Source organism: Pseudomonas sp. PA1(2017) (assembly GCF_001945375.1).
Lineage (GTDB): Bacteria > Pseudomonadota > Gammaproteobacteria > Pseudomonadales > Pseudomonadaceae > Aquipseudomonas.
In genome coordinates this window covers 1-15,029 of the sequence record NZ_MSXU01000015.1, presented here as the reverse complement: position 1 = coordinate 15,029, position 15,029 = coordinate 1, and the positions used below count along the sequence as shown (strand labels likewise).

Annotated in this window: 16 protein-coding genes and 2 pseudogenes; 15 read left to right on the top strand and 3 right to left on the bottom strand. The window is 57.1% G+C overall.

Translation table 11 applies throughout. The features are described from left to right. The first annotated feature begins 208 nt into the window (after positions 1-208). Entirely contained in the window at positions 209-1,642 is a 1,434-nt protein-coding gene (locus BVH01_RS20730; protein ID WP_075932143.1) for a winged helix-turn-helix domain-containing protein, read from the top strand. 11 nt (positions 1,643-1,653) lie between these two features. Here BVH01_RS20730 and BVH01_RS20725 read toward each other — a convergent pair whose 3' ends face one another. The 3 genes from BVH01_RS20725 to BVH01_RS20715 form a co-directional block, all read right to left on the bottom strand. Next, a complete protein-coding gene (locus BVH01_RS20725) occupies positions 1,654-2,058 on the bottom strand; it encodes a helix-turn-helix domain-containing protein (protein WP_075932142.1) in 405 nt (134 codons plus the stop codon). Between the two features lie 146 nt (positions 2,059-2,204). Then, the gene (locus tag BVH01_RS20720) at positions 2,205-2,837 is read right to left on the bottom strand and encodes a response regulator transcription factor (RefSeq protein WP_075932141.1); all 633 of its coding nucleotides are present in this window, start codon (positions 2,835-2,837) and stop codon (positions 2,205-2,207) included. Then, entirely contained in the window at positions 2,834-5,878 is a 3,045-nt protein-coding gene (locus tag BVH01_RS20715; protein WP_139317885.1) for a sensor histidine kinase, read from the bottom strand. Before BVH01_RS20715 ends, BVH01_RS20720 begins: the two co-directional genes overlap by 4 nt. 193 nt (positions 5,879-6,071) lie before the next feature. Between BVH01_RS20715 and BVH01_RS20710 the strand changes: the two genes are divergently transcribed. From BVH01_RS20710 to BVH01_RS20645, 14 genes and pseudogenes are all read left to right on the top strand, one after another. Further along, positions 6,072-6,347, top strand: coding sequence for a hypothetical protein (locus BVH01_RS20710; RefSeq protein ID WP_075932139.1), 276 nt, complete (start codon positions 6,072-6,074; stop codon positions 6,345-6,347). 145 nt (positions 6,348-6,492) lie between these two features. After that, positions 6,493-6,858, top strand: a complete 366-nt coding sequence (locus BVH01_RS20705) for an excalibur calcium-binding domain-containing protein (RefSeq protein ID WP_075932138.1) — start codon at positions 6,493-6,495, stop codon at positions 6,856-6,858. Positions 6,859-6,980: 122 nt separating this feature from the next. Continuing rightward, a pseudogene (locus tag BVH01_RS20700) lies at positions 6,981-7,582 on the top strand (tyrosine-type recombinase/integrase); the annotation flags it as partial. An 85-nt stretch (positions 7,583-7,667) separates the two neighbouring features. Then, positions 7,668-7,913: a plasmid stabilization protein gene (locus tag BVH01_RS20695; protein WP_070887646.1), complete on the top strand. Its 246-nt coding sequence runs from the start codon at positions 7,668-7,670 to the stop codon at positions 7,911-7,913. Beyond that, positions 7,910-8,329 carry a type II toxin-antitoxin system VapC family toxin gene (locus tag BVH01_RS20690; protein ID WP_075932137.1) on the top strand — a complete coding sequence of 140 codons (420 nt, stop codon included), beginning with the start codon at positions 7,910-7,912 and terminating at the stop codon, positions 8,327-8,329. The genes BVH01_RS20695 and BVH01_RS20690 overlap by 4 nt, the downstream gene beginning before the upstream one ends. A 50-nt stretch (positions 8,330-8,379) precedes the next feature. Further along, a pseudogene (locus tag BVH01_RS20685) lies at positions 8,380-9,369 on the top strand (tyrosine-type recombinase/integrase). A 55-nt stretch (positions 9,370-9,424) separates the two neighbouring features. Further along, positions 9,425-9,703: a type II toxin-antitoxin system RelE/ParE family toxin gene (locus tag BVH01_RS20680; protein WP_075932136.1), complete on the top strand. Its 279-nt coding sequence runs from the start codon at positions 9,425-9,427 to the stop codon at positions 9,701-9,703. Between the two features lie 12 nt (positions 9,704-9,715). Next, positions 9,716-10,021, top strand: a complete 306-nt coding sequence (locus BVH01_RS20675; RefSeq protein ID WP_070881183.1) for a HigA family addiction module antitoxin — start codon at positions 9,716-9,718, stop codon at positions 10,019-10,021. 304 nt (positions 10,022-10,325) lie between these two features. After that, positions 10,326-10,604, top strand: a complete 279-nt coding sequence (locus tag BVH01_RS20670) for a type II toxin-antitoxin system Phd/YefM family antitoxin (RefSeq protein ID WP_177344624.1) — start codon at positions 10,326-10,328, stop codon at positions 10,602-10,604. After that, the gene (locus BVH01_RS20665; RefSeq protein WP_075932135.1) at positions 10,597-10,893 is read left to right on the top strand and encodes a type II toxin-antitoxin system RelE/ParE family toxin; all 297 of its coding nucleotides are present in this window, start codon (positions 10,597-10,599) and stop codon (positions 10,891-10,893) included. The genes BVH01_RS20670 and BVH01_RS20665 overlap by 8 nt, the downstream gene beginning before the upstream one ends. A 186-nt stretch (positions 10,894-11,079) precedes the next feature. After that, complete coding sequence (locus BVH01_RS20660) at positions 11,080-11,373, top strand: AAA family ATPase (RefSeq protein ID WP_075932134.1); 294 nt, start codon at positions 11,080-11,082, stop codon at positions 11,371-11,373. A gap of 247 nt (positions 11,374-11,620) precedes the next feature. After that, the gene (locus BVH01_RS20655; RefSeq protein ID WP_075932133.1) at positions 11,621-12,670 is read left to right on the top strand and encodes an N-acetyltransferase; all 1,050 of its coding nucleotides are present in this window, start codon (positions 11,621-11,623) and stop codon (positions 12,668-12,670) included. Beyond that, the gene (locus BVH01_RS20650; protein WP_075932132.1) at positions 12,648-13,052 is read left to right on the top strand and encodes an ASCH domain-containing protein; all 405 of its coding nucleotides are present in this window, start codon (positions 12,648-12,650) and stop codon (positions 13,050-13,052) included. Before BVH01_RS20655 ends, BVH01_RS20650 begins: the two co-directional genes overlap by 23 nt. Before the next feature lie 260 nt (positions 13,053-13,312). Then, positions 13,313-14,926 carry a TIGR04141 family sporadically distributed protein gene (locus BVH01_RS20645; RefSeq protein WP_075932131.1) on the top strand — a complete coding sequence of 538 codons (1,614 nt, stop codon included), beginning with the start codon at positions 13,313-13,315 and terminating at the stop codon, positions 14,924-14,926. The last annotated feature ends 103 nt before the right edge of the window (positions 14,927-15,029 follow it).

Sequence of the window (15,029 nt, the reverse complement as noted above, 5' to 3'; positions counted from 1 at the left end):
GCTGGCAAAGGGCCACGACGCCCGCGCTAGAGCGTTTCGTCGGTTGTCCGAGTTGCGCACCGCAATGGCCGAATCCGTCCCCCTGTGACGATGTTTGCGGGCAGACGAACGGTAGAGAATGATTCTCTTATCAGAACAGGAGCGGCAGAGCGCCGAGCAGCCGAGACCCGATGGGTGACGTCCGGCATGGCGGGAAGCTGAACAGGTCATGCACGATCTCGAACCCATTGGCAGCGATACCGTCCTGCGTTTCGGCCGCTTCGAGTTGCATCCCCAGCGTCGCCTGCTGCTCGACGGCGACCGCCCGCTGCCTATCGGCGCCCGCGCCCTGGACATCCTGCTGGTGCTGGTGGAAAGCGCCGGCAAGATCGTCAGCAAGGAGGCGATCATCTCCCAGGTCTGGCCGAAGACCTTCGTCGAAGAGATCAACCTGCGCGTGCACATCTCCGCCCTGCGCCGGGTGCTTGGCGTGTGCCCGCAATCGCGGGACTACATCACCAACGTGCGCCAGCGAGGCTACAGCTTCGTCGCCCATGTCGAGCAGGTCAGCCAGGCCGCGAGCGAGACGGCGCTGGCGCCCAGCCTGCCGGGGAGGCCGGTGCGTATCGAAGGCCGTGACAAGCTGATCGACGAACTGACGCGTCGCCTGCACTCACGCCGCCACATCACCCTGATCGGCCCCGGAGGAGTGGGCAAGACCACCGTGGCGCTGCGCGTCGCCCAGCAGCAGCTCGGCCACTTCACCGATGGCGTGCGCTTCGCGGACCTGGCGACGCTTGGCGAGCCGGCGCTGCTGGCCGCCACCCTGGCGTCGGAAATGGGCATCGCGGTGCCCGAGGGCGTCGATGCTCAGGCTCACCTGCTGGCGACCCTGGCCAACCGGCACATGCTGGTGCTGATGGATAACTGCGAACACCTGGTCGATGCCTGCGCCGCACTCAGCGAAGCGCTGCTGCAGGCTGCACCTGGGCTGCGCATCCTGGCCACCAGTCGCGAGGCGCTGCGCACCGCCGAGGAATACGTGCAACCGCTGGCGCCTTTGGAATCGCCGCCATTGGGCAGCCACCTGCGCCTGGCCGCCGCCCTGCGATATCCGGCGGTAAAGCTGTTCGTGCGTCGGGCGCGGGCGCGCCAGGCGGACTTCCGCCTGCTGGAAAGCGAAGTGCCGCGGGTGGCCGAACTGTGCTGGCGGCTCGACGGCCTGCCGCTGGCCATCGAACTGGCTGCAGCGCAGCTGGACGTACAGAGCCTGGAGGGCATCCTCGCCCAATTGGAGAACCACAGTTACCTGAGCCTGCTCGGTCGCCGCAGCACGCCAGCCCGGCATGCCAGCCTGCTGGCCTCGCTGGAGTGGAGTTACGCGCTGCTCAGCGCCGAGGAGCGCCGTTGCCTGCAGGGCCTGGCATGCTGCGATGCGTACTTCACGGTGGCCGATGTGCAGCAGGCGCTTTGCGGGCTGAAGATCAGCGACAGTGCGCGTTGCGCCGCACTGGCCCGGCTGGTGGGGCTTTCGCTGATTGGCTTGCGTCGTGACGGCGGGCAGGTCTATTACCACATGCTCGGCTGCACCCGCGCCTTCGCTCGCGAGAAAGCACGCGAGGCGGCGCTCGCCAGCTCCTGGGACACTCCGGCGCTGGCCTAGGCGCGGGCTAGCTAGCAGGCGACGCGCTGCAGCTCGATCGGCTGCGCCTGATGCTGGCGCTTGAAGGCCAGCGGCGTCATGCCCTGGCTGCGGGCGAACACCCGGCAGAAATGCGCCTGGTCGAAGAACCCGCACTCCATGGCGATCTGCGTCAGTGACAACGGCGAATGGCGCAGCAGCTCAATGGCCTTGTCCACCCGCTGCTGGCGCAACCAGACATGGGGCGACTGGCAGGTGCTCTCCTTGAATTTGCGAGTGAAGTGGCTGCGCGACAGGGCGCAGGCTTCGGCCACTTCGGCGACCGAAATGCCGGCATCCAGGTTGGCCAGCATCAGCTCTTTGGCGATCGCTTCCTGCCAGTCGGCGAGTTTGCCGGCGGCAGCTTGCAACTGTTGGCACTGGTGGACGGCCTTCATGTCGATATCCCATCTGGCGCCTGGCAGCGCGGCGAGCGACCGAATGTCGCGGAGCAGAAGGGATTGTTGAAGAGCGGGGTGGTGGCGGCGAGTTGCGTAATGTTAATTAAGGTTAAGCGGGCGTCCTGGCCCGCGGCCGAAGGGCGCTACTGCCAGCCGTCGATGATCCCGCGTTGCAGGGCGATACTCACCGCGTGGGTGCGGTTGCGTGCCTTGAGCTTGGTCATGATGCTGCGCATGTGGCCTTTGACCGTATCCTCGGAGATCGCCAGCAGCGCGGCGATATCGCCATTGCCCAGGCCCTGGGCGGTGCGCTCCAGCACCTGGGTTTCGCGCGGGGTGAGGCGATCCTCGGCAATGGTGGCGAGCAACTCGCTGGCGATCGGCTCCGGAAAGTAGCGCTTGCCCGCCGCCAGGCTGCGGATGGCGCTGACCAGCTCCTTGCGCAGCATGCTCTTGAGCAGGTAACCGCGGGCGCCGGCCTGCACCGCCTGCAGGGCACGAGCATCGCCGCTGTAGGTGGTGAGCACGGCGATACAGGCATCGGTGAACTGCTCGCGAATCACACGAATGGCCTCGGTGCCGTTTAGGCCGGGCATCTGCAGATCCATCAGGGTCACGTCCGGGCGCAGCTCGGCGAACAATGCCACGGCCTGTTCGCCGTCGGCGGCCTCGCCGACCAGTTCGATATCCGCGTGCGCTTCGAGCACGGCGGCGATGCCTTCGCGTAGCAGCGGATGATCGTCGACCACCAGCAGGCGAATTGGGGTGTGACTCATGCATCGTCTCTCGGTCGGGAGCGCGCGAACCCGCGACGCCATGGCTGTGGGGAGTGGTCAGCGTAGGACAGTGCTGCCCCGAGCTGCAGTTCCACCCGGGTGCCAGCGTTGGGCCGCGGCTGCACGGTGAGGGTGGCACCTACCTGCGCTGCACGCTCGTGCATGCCGCACACGCCCCAGCGTTCTGGCCGGCCCTCGGCCGTGGCGAAGGCGGCGGCGATGCCCTGGCCATCGTCCTCGACGCGCAGCCGCAAACAGCGTGCACCATAGCTCAGCGTGACGGTGATCCGTTGCGCGCGGGCATGACGCAGGGCATTGCCGATGGCTTCGACGGCGATACGGTAGATGGCGTCCTGCACGGCGGCGTGCAGCGGGCGTTTGTCGCCACTGACGTGCAGGGTGATCTCGCTGTCTGGCTCGTCCAGACCCTGCACGAACTGGCTCAGTTCGGTCGACAGTCCCAGGCCGCTGGCGCCCGGCTGGCGCAGGTGCTGCACGCGTTCGCGGCCTTCGTGCATTACCTCGTCGGCGCGATCCAGGGCGTGCTCCAGCCGGGCGCGTGAGGGGTGATCGGCAGCAAGCGTATCGGCGGCCGCCTGGAAGCGCAGCATCAGGCCCTGCAGGCTTTGCAGCAGGGTGTCGTGCAGTTCGCGGGCGATGCGATCACGCTCACCCTGCTGGGCATGCAACTGCAGGCGCAGGCGCTGACGGTCACGGCGCAGTGCACGGCGATGCAGCCAGCAGAGGCTCAGCAACAGGGCTGCGCTCGTCGGTACGTAGAACAACGGGCGCAGGTAGAACGCTGGCGCCACATTGAACGCCAGCACCGTCGGCGCGCCCGGCTCGCTACCACTCTGATCGAACGCCTGCACCTCGAAGTGGTAATCGCCCGCCGACAGGCCGGTATAGGTGGCCCGTCGCTGCCGCCCGGCCTCGATCCAGTCGCGGTCATAGCCCTGCAGGCGATAACGAAACGACAGGCTCTGTGGAGCGCGCAGGTTAAGCGCCGTGTAGTCGATGACCAGGCGCTGGCTGTCCGCCGGCAGCTGCAAGGTGCCGGGCAGAGGCTGGGGCTCGCCATCGACTTGCACGCTCTCGATCACCACCGCCGGCAATGGCGTGGCCGCAGGCTGGCGCGCCGGGTCGAGCTGGCTCACGCCAGCACTGGTGGAAAACCACAGCTTGCCATTGGCGCCGACCACACCCGTGGGCAGCGGCAGCACGCGGTAGGGGTCATTGGCCAGGCTGCCGTCCAGGCTCACCGAGCGGTAGTGCAGGCGATAGCCCGGCTCAGCCAGAGCCCGTGCTATTTCAGCTGCTGGCAACTGCAGGATGCCGCCCTTGCCATGCACCCACAGGTCGCCATCGCGGCCGGGCAACAGCGCATAGATATTGTCGAACTGGCCATTGGCCGGCAGCTGCAGGGTCTGGAAACGCTCACCGTCGAAGCGCGCCAGGCCATGCTGGCCGCCGACCCAGGTAACGCCTTCGTGGTGCAGTTGAGCGGTCACGTGGCCGATTTGCAGCCCATCCGCCGCGCCCCACTGGCGCAGCGCATCGCCTTGGCGGCTGACCAGCAGGTTGTCGCGGTAGCCGAACCACAACCGACCCTGTTCGTCGCGTCCGGCGCTGACCGGCATCATCTGGCTCTGCTGCTCGCTGACACCGGCAATTGCCTGCCATCGATCCCCGCGCAGCACGAACAGCCCGAGCTGATTGATCGACACCCACAGGCTACCGTCATCGGCCAGCGCCATCGTCCGCACTGACGCGTCCTGCGGCGCCTGGCTGGGTAGCCCGGCCTGTAGCGTCACGCCTGCCGTCGTCGCATGCCAGATGCCCTGAGGCCCGCCTGCCCAGACGCCATCGGCACGGTCGGCGAGCAGGGCGGTCACTGGTTCGGCGATGGGCCAACGCCGCAGGTCGCCATTGAGCAAGCGCATCAGGCCGCGGTTGCCGCTGGCCGCCCACAGCGCGCCATCGCCGGCCACCTCCAGCGCCGCATTGAGGGTGCCGGCCGGCAGTGGTGCGGGGTTCAGCTCACGTAGCCGAAAACGGTCCAGCCCGGCATTGCTGCCGGCCCACACGGTGCCGTCGCGATCCTCCAGCAGCGGCCAGAGGTAATCGGCGCTCAGGCCTTCATTGCGGGTCACCCGCTCGGCATTGGCCGGATCCAGCGGTATGTGCACGTTCTGGTAGCGGTGCAGCCCGTTGCCCGGTGTGCTGGTCCACAGGCCGCCCGCGTCGTCGAACAACAGGCCGTTGATCGGCGCTTCTACCATCTGGCTTTGCAGGTGCGGCTGGCTGCCGGGCACCACGCGGTGCAGGCGATTGACGTAGCGCTCGGCGATCCAGATCGAGCCATCTGCCGCCTGGGCGATCTGGCTGGCCCAATCGAGCGTGCCGTCCACCGCCGTGAAGCCTTGGGAACCGGCCGGGCGCTGATACAGGCGATGGCTGCTCGCCGCCCACAGCGTCCCGTCCCGGTCGACGAATACGGCCCGCGCGCTTCGGGCATCGAAGCCCTGGTCGGCACCGATTGCCATCCATTTCTTACCGTCGAAACGGGCCAATCCTTCATGGGCCGCCGCCCAGATCATGCCGTCGCGGTCGCGAGCCAGCCCATATAGCGTGCCACCGGGTAGGCCCAGGCCAGGTGGGAAGCTGCGCGAGGTGCGCCCTTGAATCAGCCGCGCACCACCGGCGCGCAGGCCAACCCACAGGCCATCGTCCACCGCCAGCAGGCTGGCCACCGTACCCAGTGGCTGGCCGTCGCTCGGCTGGTAGGCCGTGAAGTCGAAACCATCGAAGCGCAGCAGGCCGCTGTCGGCGCCCAGCCACAGATAGCCGTCATCGGTTTGCGCCAGGGCTCCGACCTGATTGGGGCCGTCATCGTCGGCCATGGTCCAGCGGTGGTGCTCGCGCTGGGCCAACGGCTCGGCTTGTACCGGCATGCCCAGCACGCCTGCCAGAAGCCAGACGCAATAGCCCCATACCCACAAGGGCTGGCGGCGAAGGTAAGGGGAGGTGAGGGCAGTCACGGCGCAAGTCGGGCGTGCAGGGAAAAGCGGATTGTGCAGCCGTGCCCGCCAGCGTGCCAGCGCCACCGCCTGATATCAGCCGATTGACGGTGCATATATCACCCACGCGAAATGGTTTACGGGCGTACACTGAACTTGCAACCGCCAATGCAGCTCTGATTGATCAGATAGACACCAGCCAGGAGGGCGAATCATGGGACCGGAAGACCGAGAGTGGTGGCGCGAAGGCCGCCGACAGCAGGGGCACAACGCCTCATGGGACAACTTCAGCGCCAAGCCCGACCCCAAGGGCGGCAACGTCCTGCGCATCCAACGCCCCCTCAAGCTCAGCACCATACCTTCCTACCTGCAACTGCCAGCCCAGCCGCTGATCGATAGCCGTGAAAACACCAGGACCAGCCGGATACTGCTTATTCTCGGTGTGGTGACCGTGGCGGCGCTGATCGTGGCGGGGTTTTTGGTGATCTAGATACAACGCATTGACGACGAAAAGGCTTATCGGGTGATCAGTCTTTTTGCGTTATGCGCCTGGTCGCACTCATTCAATGCGGTGACTGCAGGTTATGCTGCACGCAATCAGGCAGGCGACCGTCTGCGGGCAATGGAATGCAGCGATGAAAAAACTGATCGTGATAGCGGCACTGGGCTTTGCCTTCTGGCACTTCTATCTCAAGCCTCCCGCCAGCCCGGTGATCACCAATATCGGCGCCGATGGCGCCGTACTCAGCAACCCCGTTATCGAACAGCCGGCGCCGACATTCTCCCTCGAACGCTTCATCCCCACGTTCGCCAGCAGCGAAACCTCTCCGCGTCCCAGCTCTGCGCCCAAGCCCACCGCCAGCTATCGCTGCGATGGCCGCACCTATTGCTCGCAAATGCGCTCCTGCGAAGAAGCGACTTTCTTTCTGCGCAACTGCCCAGGCGTGAAGATGGACGGCAATAACGATGGGGTGCCCTGTGAGACGCAGTGGTGCCGATAGTTGACCCCGCTAAATATCTGCACGTAGTGCTGAAACGAGCCAGCCGACGACGCCCCGCTCAATCTAATTATTTGAGCTGAATGAGCTTTTATCTGTGTTTTAAGCAGTGCTTTTAGGCGTGCTATTTCGCGGCAGTTTTCTCCGAGCTGATCCGCCTCGGCGCATGGCATAGCGTCAACCCGCTGGCCAAGATCCGCCAGATCAAGACCGACCAGACGTTTCTGCCCCTGAATCAGGTCGGCCTGCTGCTCGATGAGTGCCGCAAGTCTTCCAACAACCATTGCCTATCCGGTCGCTCTGATCTGCTTGGCAACCGGTGCCCGTGGGGATGAAGCCGAAAGCCTGACTCGCGTTAGCCTGTTCGGCGGCAAGGCGCACTTTCACCGGATAAAGAACCGGAAGTCCCGGTCGGTGCCGATCCCCAAGGAAGTCGAGCAAGCTGCGCTATCGGTTGCGATGCCAGGATCTGGCCGACTGTTCATGCCCTGCAGGGCTGCCTTCCGTAGTGCCTATCAGCGCTGCGGCTTCCATACGCCGAGACAGCTAACCCACATTCTGCGGCACACGTTCGCCAGTCATTACATGATGGGGGGAGGGGATATTCTCAGCCTGCAGCGCATCCTGGGGGCACTCGTCCATTGCAATGACTATGAGATATGCGCACCTATCGCCTGATCACTTGGCCTCGGCCCTTCGACTGTCGCCGCTGCAGCAGAGCAGCTAGGCCATTGGCCTGTAAACATGTGTGCATGTCCACATGTATGCACGTATGATAGCAATGACTGCATTGATTTCATTTGGAGGGCCTTATGGCAACTATCACGATTCGAAATCTGGATGATGACCTCAAGGCCATGCTGCGCGTCGTTGCCGCCAGCCACGGGCGCTCCATGGAAGAAGAGGCGAGACTGATCATTCGCCAAGCGCTGACCAAGCAAGATAAGAAAGGTGGCTTAGGTAGTCGCATCCATGCCCGTTTTTCTGCAGTGGGTGGTGCCGACCTTGAAGTGCCTGAGCGAAACACTAAAGCCAGGGCTGCGAGCTTCGACGAATGATCCTGATTGATACCAACGTGCTTTCGGAGCTGATGAAAGCGAAGCCAGCGGTAGAAGTTCTGTCATGGATCGACCAGCAGCCTGCAGGGCAGCTTTACATAAGCTCCATCACCGTGGCTGAAATCCTCTATGGCATCGCTCGACTGCCGGATGGAAAGCGCAAGACTGCTTTCACCGATCTGGCGAAGCTGATGTTTGATGAGGATTTTGCGGGACGAATTCTGCCGTTCGATACCGATGCGGCGATTCGCTATGCCAGTTTGGCTGCCGCCAGTGAGGCGAAGGGAAGAGTGGCAGATATGGTCGATGCGCAGATCGCTGCCATTGCGGCGTTATACGATGCGCCTGTTGCTACGCGTAATGTTCGGCACTTCGATCACCTGGGGGTTAGCGTTATAAACCCTTGGGTGGATTGATCGTAGTAGGCACGCCGTGGCCAACGCCATGTGCGATGGGGCAGGGCGGTATGACGGCTCGTAAGGAAGGCAAAACGTGGACGGCAGACTTCTACGAAAACGGTCGTTCTGGTCGTCGAATCAGAAAGTACGGTTTTTTGACCAAGTCGGCTGCTCAACGCTATGAGTCGGATTACTTCGCCTCGCTGCAGGATACCGGCAGGCCAATTGATGATCGCCTGTCCGATCTGGTGACCCTTTGGCACTCGCTGCACGGCAGTAGCCTGATGGACGTGAAGGGCCGACTCTCCCGTACCCTGGCTGTCGTTGAACGCCTTGGTAACCCGCTAGCCTGTCAGTTCGATGCACTCGCCTGGGCTCGTTACCGGCAGGCTCGTCTGAAGGATGTTTCTCCACATACCGTCAATCATGAACAGCGCTACCTATCGGCTGTTTTCTCCGAGCTGATCCGCCTCGGCGCATGACATGGCATCAACCCGCTGGCCAAAATCCGCCAGATCAAGACCGACCAGACCGAGCTGACTTTTCTGACCCTCAATCAAGTCGGTGTGCTGCTCGATGAGTGCCGGAAGTCCACCAACAACCACACCTATCCCGTCGCCCTGATCTGCTTGGCTACTGGTGCACGTTGGGATGAGGCCGAAAGTCTGAGTCGTGCGGCGTTGTTCGGTGGCAAGGCCCATTTCCACAGGACGAAGAATCGTCAGTCTCGGTCGGTGCCAATCCCCAAGGAAGTCGAGCAAGCTGCGCTATCGGTGGCAATGCCGGGGTCTAGCCGTTTGTTCATGCCTTGCAGGGCTGCGTTCCGTGGTGCCTATCAGCGCTGCGGCTTCCATACGCCGGGACAGCTAACCCATATCCTGCGGCACACCTTCGCCAGTCACTACATGATGGGGGGAGGGGATATTCTCAGCCTGCAGCGTATCCTGGGGCATTCCTCGATCGCCATGACCATGCGCTATGCGCATCTATCGCCTGACCACCTGGAGTTGGCTCTGAGGCTCTCGCCCTTGCAGCAGAGCGGCCACGCGTTCACTTGAACATCCAGAGCAATGGTGTAATATGCCTATAACGCTTAACGTTAAGGATTAAAGCTTGATTTTGAGCTTCAAGTGTCCAGAGACCCAGGCTCTGTTCGAAACCGGTGATTCGCGGCGGTGGAAGAATATCTTTAATGTTGCCACCCGCAAGTTAACCATGCTGCACGCGGCCACTGAGCTTCGGGACTTACGGTCTCCACCCGGCAATCGACTTGAGGCATTGCACGGAAATCGGGCAGGTCAGTACAGCATCAGAATCAATGATCAATTCCGCATTTGTTTCGAGTGGTCGGACGCCGGCCCAACGAACGTTGAAATCGTCGACTATCACTAAGGAGGTCGCACCATGGCAATTAACGGTATGCGCCCCATCCATCCGGGCGAAATCCTTCGCGAAGAGTTTCTAGAGCCGCTGGATATTTCCCCGGCCGCACTGGCGCGTGCGCTCCACGTATCTGCTCCCACGGTGAATGAAATCGTGCGTGAGCGACGTGGGGTGACTGCAGATATGGCTATTCGTCTTGGGCGCTACTTCGATACGTCTGCGCAGTTCTGGATGAACCTGCAAACCGACTATTCGCTAGCAACGACTTTTGCCGCCAATGGCGAAGAGATTGAGCACGAGATTGAGCCACTGCGTGCCCAGGCATGAGGCTCGGTGGTCTGGGTGTAGTCTGTTTGTAGTCTGCCCCATAAACAAAAAAGGGCTTACCTTTCGGTAAACCCTTGTTTTGTTTAGTGGCTACGCAGGGACTTGAACCCCGGACCCCAGCACTATGAATCTTCTGAGGTCGCCTCCGTTCCCCCACATAGCGCCATAAAACAGGGGCTCCAGGCGTGTCGAATCCCCATTGCTACAGTGTTTTCCAGAAAAAAGGCTTCTCGTAGTCACTGGTTCAGCGTACGCTATGAGTGCTTTTAAAGGTGCTTTTTATGATGCTTCAAGAGGTGTTCTCATGACCTTTCCAGTGTTGGCTGATGTAGCCGCCTCCGTTACAGATCTCAAGCGTGATCCGATGGGTACCATTCGTGAGGGTCATGGCGAAACCGTGGTCATCCTCAATCGTAACGAACCGGCGTTCTACGCCGTACCTCCCGCTCGCTATCAAGCCATGCTCGAAATGCTTGATGATCTGCGATTGGCCGAAGTTGTTCGTGCTCGCCAGGGTGGCGAAACCGTTTCTATAGATATCGACGACCTGATCGCCGAAGCAGAGGCGGGTATTCGTGCCTAGCTTCAAGCTTGAGTTTCACGTCAAGGCCCGCAAGGAATGGGACAAGCTCGATGCCACCATTCGTCTCCAGTTTGCCAAAAAGCTCAAAGAGCGTCTGACCTCGCCCCGCATCGAGGCTGACAAGCTCAGTGGCATGACTGACTGCTACAAGATCAAGCTCCGCTCTGCCGGTTACCGTCTTGTCTATCAGGTTGTCGATAACAAGCTGGTGATAACGGTTGTGGCTGTTGGTAAGCGTGAGCGCTCTGAGGCCTATACAGCTGCTCAGAAAAGGGTAGAGCAGCCGTAATCATCTGAGCCTAGCCCGGTTGCACCCGAATGGCCCATAAAGCGACGCTTTCGGCTCGACCGGTCACTGATTGATACACACCTTTTCATGAAAATCCCGATTGTGGTCACCGGTCAGAAGCCTTTGCTTTGCTTTTCCAGTGATGGCGAATTAGCATCGAGCAAATGAACCGCATAGGGATGAGCGATGACCGTTTTCGTAGCGGGTGTCCATGGAGTTGGGAAAAGCTATCTTTGTCAGCAGTATGCCTTGGAATATGGCGTTCTTCATGAAAGCTCTAGCGGGCTGATCCGACAAGAACTATCCCTGGCTCAATGGTCTGCTGATAAAAAGGTTAAGAATGTTGACGCTAATCAGCTGGCATTAAGGTCTGCAGTCAATCGTATTAATCATCAAGGCCTGTCTTTGCTTCTAGACGGGCATTTCGTGTTGATCAGTTCTGGCTCGGAATTGATACGTCTGGAAGTCGTCCGTGTTTGATGGTCTCAGTCTGACTGGTGTCATCCTCATTGAGGCCGCTCCTGAACTGATTTCATCCAGGTTAGCAGAACGAGACTCCCAGAAAAGTGCTGTTAATGTACGCACCTTTATGGATGCAGAGAACGCTCAGGCACAGTCAGTCTGTCGGTCTCTCGATATTCCCCTCAAGATTTTATTCAGTCCCACGCATGAAGAGTTCTCAACTGTGGTGTCTGAATTTTTTAAGAAGTAGATGGAGATTTCGTAAATGGAGCTTGAGCTTAAGAAATTCAGAGATGTCAATCTGCAAGACGTTTTTTTTGACTCCTTGAAAGAGGCCTATCAAGAGTTTAGTGAATGGTTTAACCGCAAGGCCGATGACTCTGCTTATGTTTTTGAACAGGGCGATGGTTCAGTTCAAGGGTTTCTTTATCTCAAAGTTGAATTTGACTCTGTTCTCGATATAGATCCGCCTTTGCCACCAGGACGGAGACTTAAAGTCGGAACGATGAAAGTCAATCCCCATGGTACAAAAATGGGTGAGCGGTTTATAAAGAAAATTATCGATCACGCAATTCGAGAGCAAACAGAGCAAGTTTATGTAACGGTGTTTGCCCATCATGAGGCGCTTATTGACCTGTTTTGGCGCTATGGGTTTGAACAAATTGGAACCAAAACAACTGATAATGGCGTAGAACTCGTACTGGCTAAGCGCATCCATGCACCATATTCGGACATGTATAAAGGATATCCCCTGGTAAAGCTTGGGAGCAATAAAGCGTTCATGCTTTCACTTTATCCCGAGTGGCACACTCGACTGCTCCCCGATTCAATCCTTCGTAATGAACATAACGATATTGTTCAGGACATATCTTCGGCTAACAGCATTCACAAAGTCTACCTAACAAAGATGGCTGGGGTAGACACCCTGCGCAAGGGGGATTTGCTTGTTATCTACCGAACTAGCGATAACCAAGGTCCTGCTCATTATCGCTCTGTAGCAACATCCATAGGTGTGGTTGAAGAATATCGAAATATCAATAGCTTTGCTTCTAAGGAAGAGTTTTTTAGGTACTGTCGGCCATATAGCGTTTTTACGAATGCAGAGCTTGAACAGTTCTGGCGCAGAGGGAACTATCCTTTTGTATTCAAATTTATGTATAATCTGGCCTTTAAACGTAAAGTCACTCGCGCATGCTTGATCGAAGAGCTTGGGCTTGAAGCGAATCAGTACTGGGGATTTTTTCAGATTTCCCATGGTCAATTGAAGGCCATTGCGAATAAGGGGATGGTTGATGAAAGTCTTATTGTCGATTAAGCCAGAGTATGCAGAGAAAATTCTGACGGGTAAAAAGCGTTATGAATTTAGAAAATCTATATTCAAAAACTCGTCGGTGAAGACGGTTGTTATTTATGCAACAATGCCTGTAGGTAAAGTGGTCGGTGAGTTCGATTTTGATGAAGTGCTCTCTGACTCGCCTCAGGCCATTTGGGCTGAAACCAGTAAATACTCAGGTATCACTAAAAAGTTTTTCAACTCTTACTTTGACGGGCGTGAAAAAGCGCACGCGATAAAAGTTCGTTCTGTTCGGCGTTATGATGTTCCTGTATCGTTGAAAGAATTAGTCCCTAATGGATCTGCTCCTCAGTCCTTTCGGTACCTCGACGAACTGGTCATTCAGCCGGAGCTGGCATTCTAGCCAAGGTTACGAGAAGGGGTCGCTGTTATGGCCCTTTCTACGAACTAGCTTTCAACAACTGCTGCGCTAGCCTACCTTCTAAAACCCTCTCTGTTCCGCCTGCAAACCTGTCAATACAGGTTGTTACATATTTTTTTGCCAATGTAGCCACTTTTTGGGCTTTACGCAGCCACTAAGTCGGGATAGATTTTCTATAGTGGCTTTTTGCCTCCTTATGTTTGCTCCCTATTACTAATAAGACTATGGGTCATGAGGGAATAATGACTACTAAAAAAAAGGAAAGGAAAGAGCGGCTTTCCATATATAAGTCGAAGACAGGAAATTGTCTTGACTCTCATCTCATTAAGATCGAGTCCTCAAAGACTCCTATACCACTCGATATTGGCGGTATCGAAGCCTCGATACTATACATAAAAAAAGATCCACCTAAGACTTCCCCTTCTTGGACTAAGCTATTTGTTAGCAGGCCGGAAGTGGAGGCAGTGGACTTTGGTGAAAATTGTACTGTTGGTGCTGCACTAGTCATATCCCATGTAGGCGAAAAGTTCGTTTTAACTTTTGGTTCTGGATTCCACCTTCTTCAAAGTGAAAATATAGAGCGAGATTTTGGTCTTAGAATAACTTTGAATTCTGTGGATCCGGATAAGCTTAGGAGCTTGGATAAGGCTAGTTATGATCATAATCCATTAAACTCTAGGACGCAAAGTACAAGAGAGGTGGACATATTTGATCTTCACATTGATTCAGAGATGGATATATTACATGCAGTGACTGGAGCATCTACTGTAGAGGTGTTTGGGTCTCAGGTTACCGGGCGGGATGCCCTTGTTCTTGCTGTTGCTACTGACTTAAAAGGTATTGTTGAAATTCTTGAAGAGGCATTAGCTCGTTATAATCAGAAGCTTCCTGAGAAGTTTGAGTGGGTAGATAACGTTTCCAGGGTGCGTGATGTTGAGTTGTGTCAAGTGCTTGATTTGGAGCTAGACGACGTATTAATAAAAAAAGATTTTGCGCGCCTATGGCTTGGAGAACCGGAGGTCGTTGATTGGGAAGGGCAGATTGGTTATTCCTTTGAAATGTGGGCCAAATCTCCTAGGTACCCAGTTCTGGAAATACAACACCTCTGCGAACACGTAGCTGGTAAAGGCTACTCACTGAATTGCGAGACACTGCGTAGTGTGACGGTGCATCTAAATAACAACGATTATAAAGATTTCAAACATTGGAGCGCCTACCGATGTCTTTATGCCGAAATGTCTCTAGGAGGGGAGGAGTACGTTTTAAGGAATGGTCTTTGGTATAAAATTGATAATAACTTCGTTTCTAGGGTCGATACGTATCTTACTGCTGAACTATTTGGTTATGGGCATACCTTGCCAATATATAAATGGGATACTGAGGGGGAATATAATCTAAACGTGTCTACTCTTGATGGTAGCTACCACCTCATGGATAAGAAGAATATTAAAATCGGTGGTGCTTACGATAAAATTGAATTCTGCGATTTAGTAAAAGACTGGAAAGACTTCATACATGTTAAATATTACAGGAGCTCTAGTGCATTAAGTCATCTTTTTGCTCAGGGCTGCGTTGCTGCAGAGGTTTTCATTCGAGATCAGGAGTTTAGGGTTAAGGTGAATTCGAAGCTCCCTATAGGATTACGTTTAGCTGATCCTAAGGTGATGCCTGATGCACGTGCTTTTGAAGTGGTTTACGCTATTGCTACGCAGAAAAAAATTCCTTCTCAACTTCCTTTTTTCTCAAAAGTTACGTTGAAAAACTCCGTTAAAAGTCTTCGCTCCCTCGGATACTCCGTGAAGCTGTGCAAGATAGATATTGATCCTACTATATTGATGAAGAAAAAATACAAGTGAATGTCATGTGATGGCTGGTCTGTCACGGGCTGAGTGGACACTGACTTAAGGTGGATAATGTCCGCCGCAAGGAGTGTTCATGACCCAGACCAGACGACGTTTT

What these genes read in the sequence shown, in the direction of transcription:
- BVH01_RS20645 (WP_075932131.1), top strand. Translation starts at nt 13,313, where the DNA reads ATGACTACTAAAAAAAAGGAAAGGAAAGAGCGGCTTTCCATATATAAG.
- BVH01_RS20725 (WP_075932142.1), bottom strand. Translation starts at nt 2,058, where the DNA reads ATGAAGGCCGTCCACCAGTGCCAACAGTTGCAAGCTGCCGCCGGCAAA.
- BVH01_RS20720 (WP_075932141.1), bottom strand. Translation starts at nt 2,837, where the DNA reads ATGAGTCACACCCCAATTCGCCTGCTGGTGGTCGACGATCATCCGCTG.
- BVH01_RS20690 (WP_075932137.1), top strand. Translation starts at nt 7,910, where the DNA reads ATGATCCTGATTGATACCAACGTGCTTTCGGAGCTGATGAAAGCGAAG.
- BVH01_RS20710 (WP_075932139.1), top strand. Translation starts at nt 6,072, where the DNA reads ATGGGACCGGAAGACCGAGAGTGGTGGCGCGAAGGCCGCCGACAGCAG.
- BVH01_RS20675 (WP_070881183.1), top strand. Translation starts at nt 9,716, where the DNA reads ATGGCAATTAACGGTATGCGCCCCATCCATCCGGGCGAAATCCTTCGC.
- BVH01_RS20730 (WP_075932143.1), top strand. Translation starts at nt 209, where the DNA reads ATGCACGATCTCGAACCCATTGGCAGCGATACCGTCCTGCGTTTCGGC.
- BVH01_RS20650 (WP_075932132.1), top strand. Translation starts at nt 12,648, where the DNA reads ATGAAAGTCTTATTGTCGATTAAGCCAGAGTATGCAGAGAAAATTCTG.
- BVH01_RS20695 (WP_070887646.1), top strand. Translation starts at nt 7,668, where the DNA reads ATGGCAACTATCACGATTCGAAATCTGGATGATGACCTCAAGGCCATG.
- BVH01_RS20655 (WP_075932133.1), top strand. Translation starts at nt 11,621, where the DNA reads ATGGAGCTTGAGCTTAAGAAATTCAGAGATGTCAATCTGCAAGACGTT.
- BVH01_RS20670 (WP_177344624.1), top strand. Translation starts at nt 10,326, where the DNA reads ATGACCTTTCCAGTGTTGGCTGATGTAGCCGCCTCCGTTACAGATCTC.
- BVH01_RS20660 (WP_075932134.1), top strand. Translation starts at nt 11,080, where the DNA reads ATGACCGTTTTCGTAGCGGGTGTCCATGGAGTTGGGAAAAGCTATCTT.
- BVH01_RS20705 (WP_075932138.1), top strand. Translation starts at nt 6,493, where the DNA reads ATGAAAAAACTGATCGTGATAGCGGCACTGGGCTTTGCCTTCTGGCAC.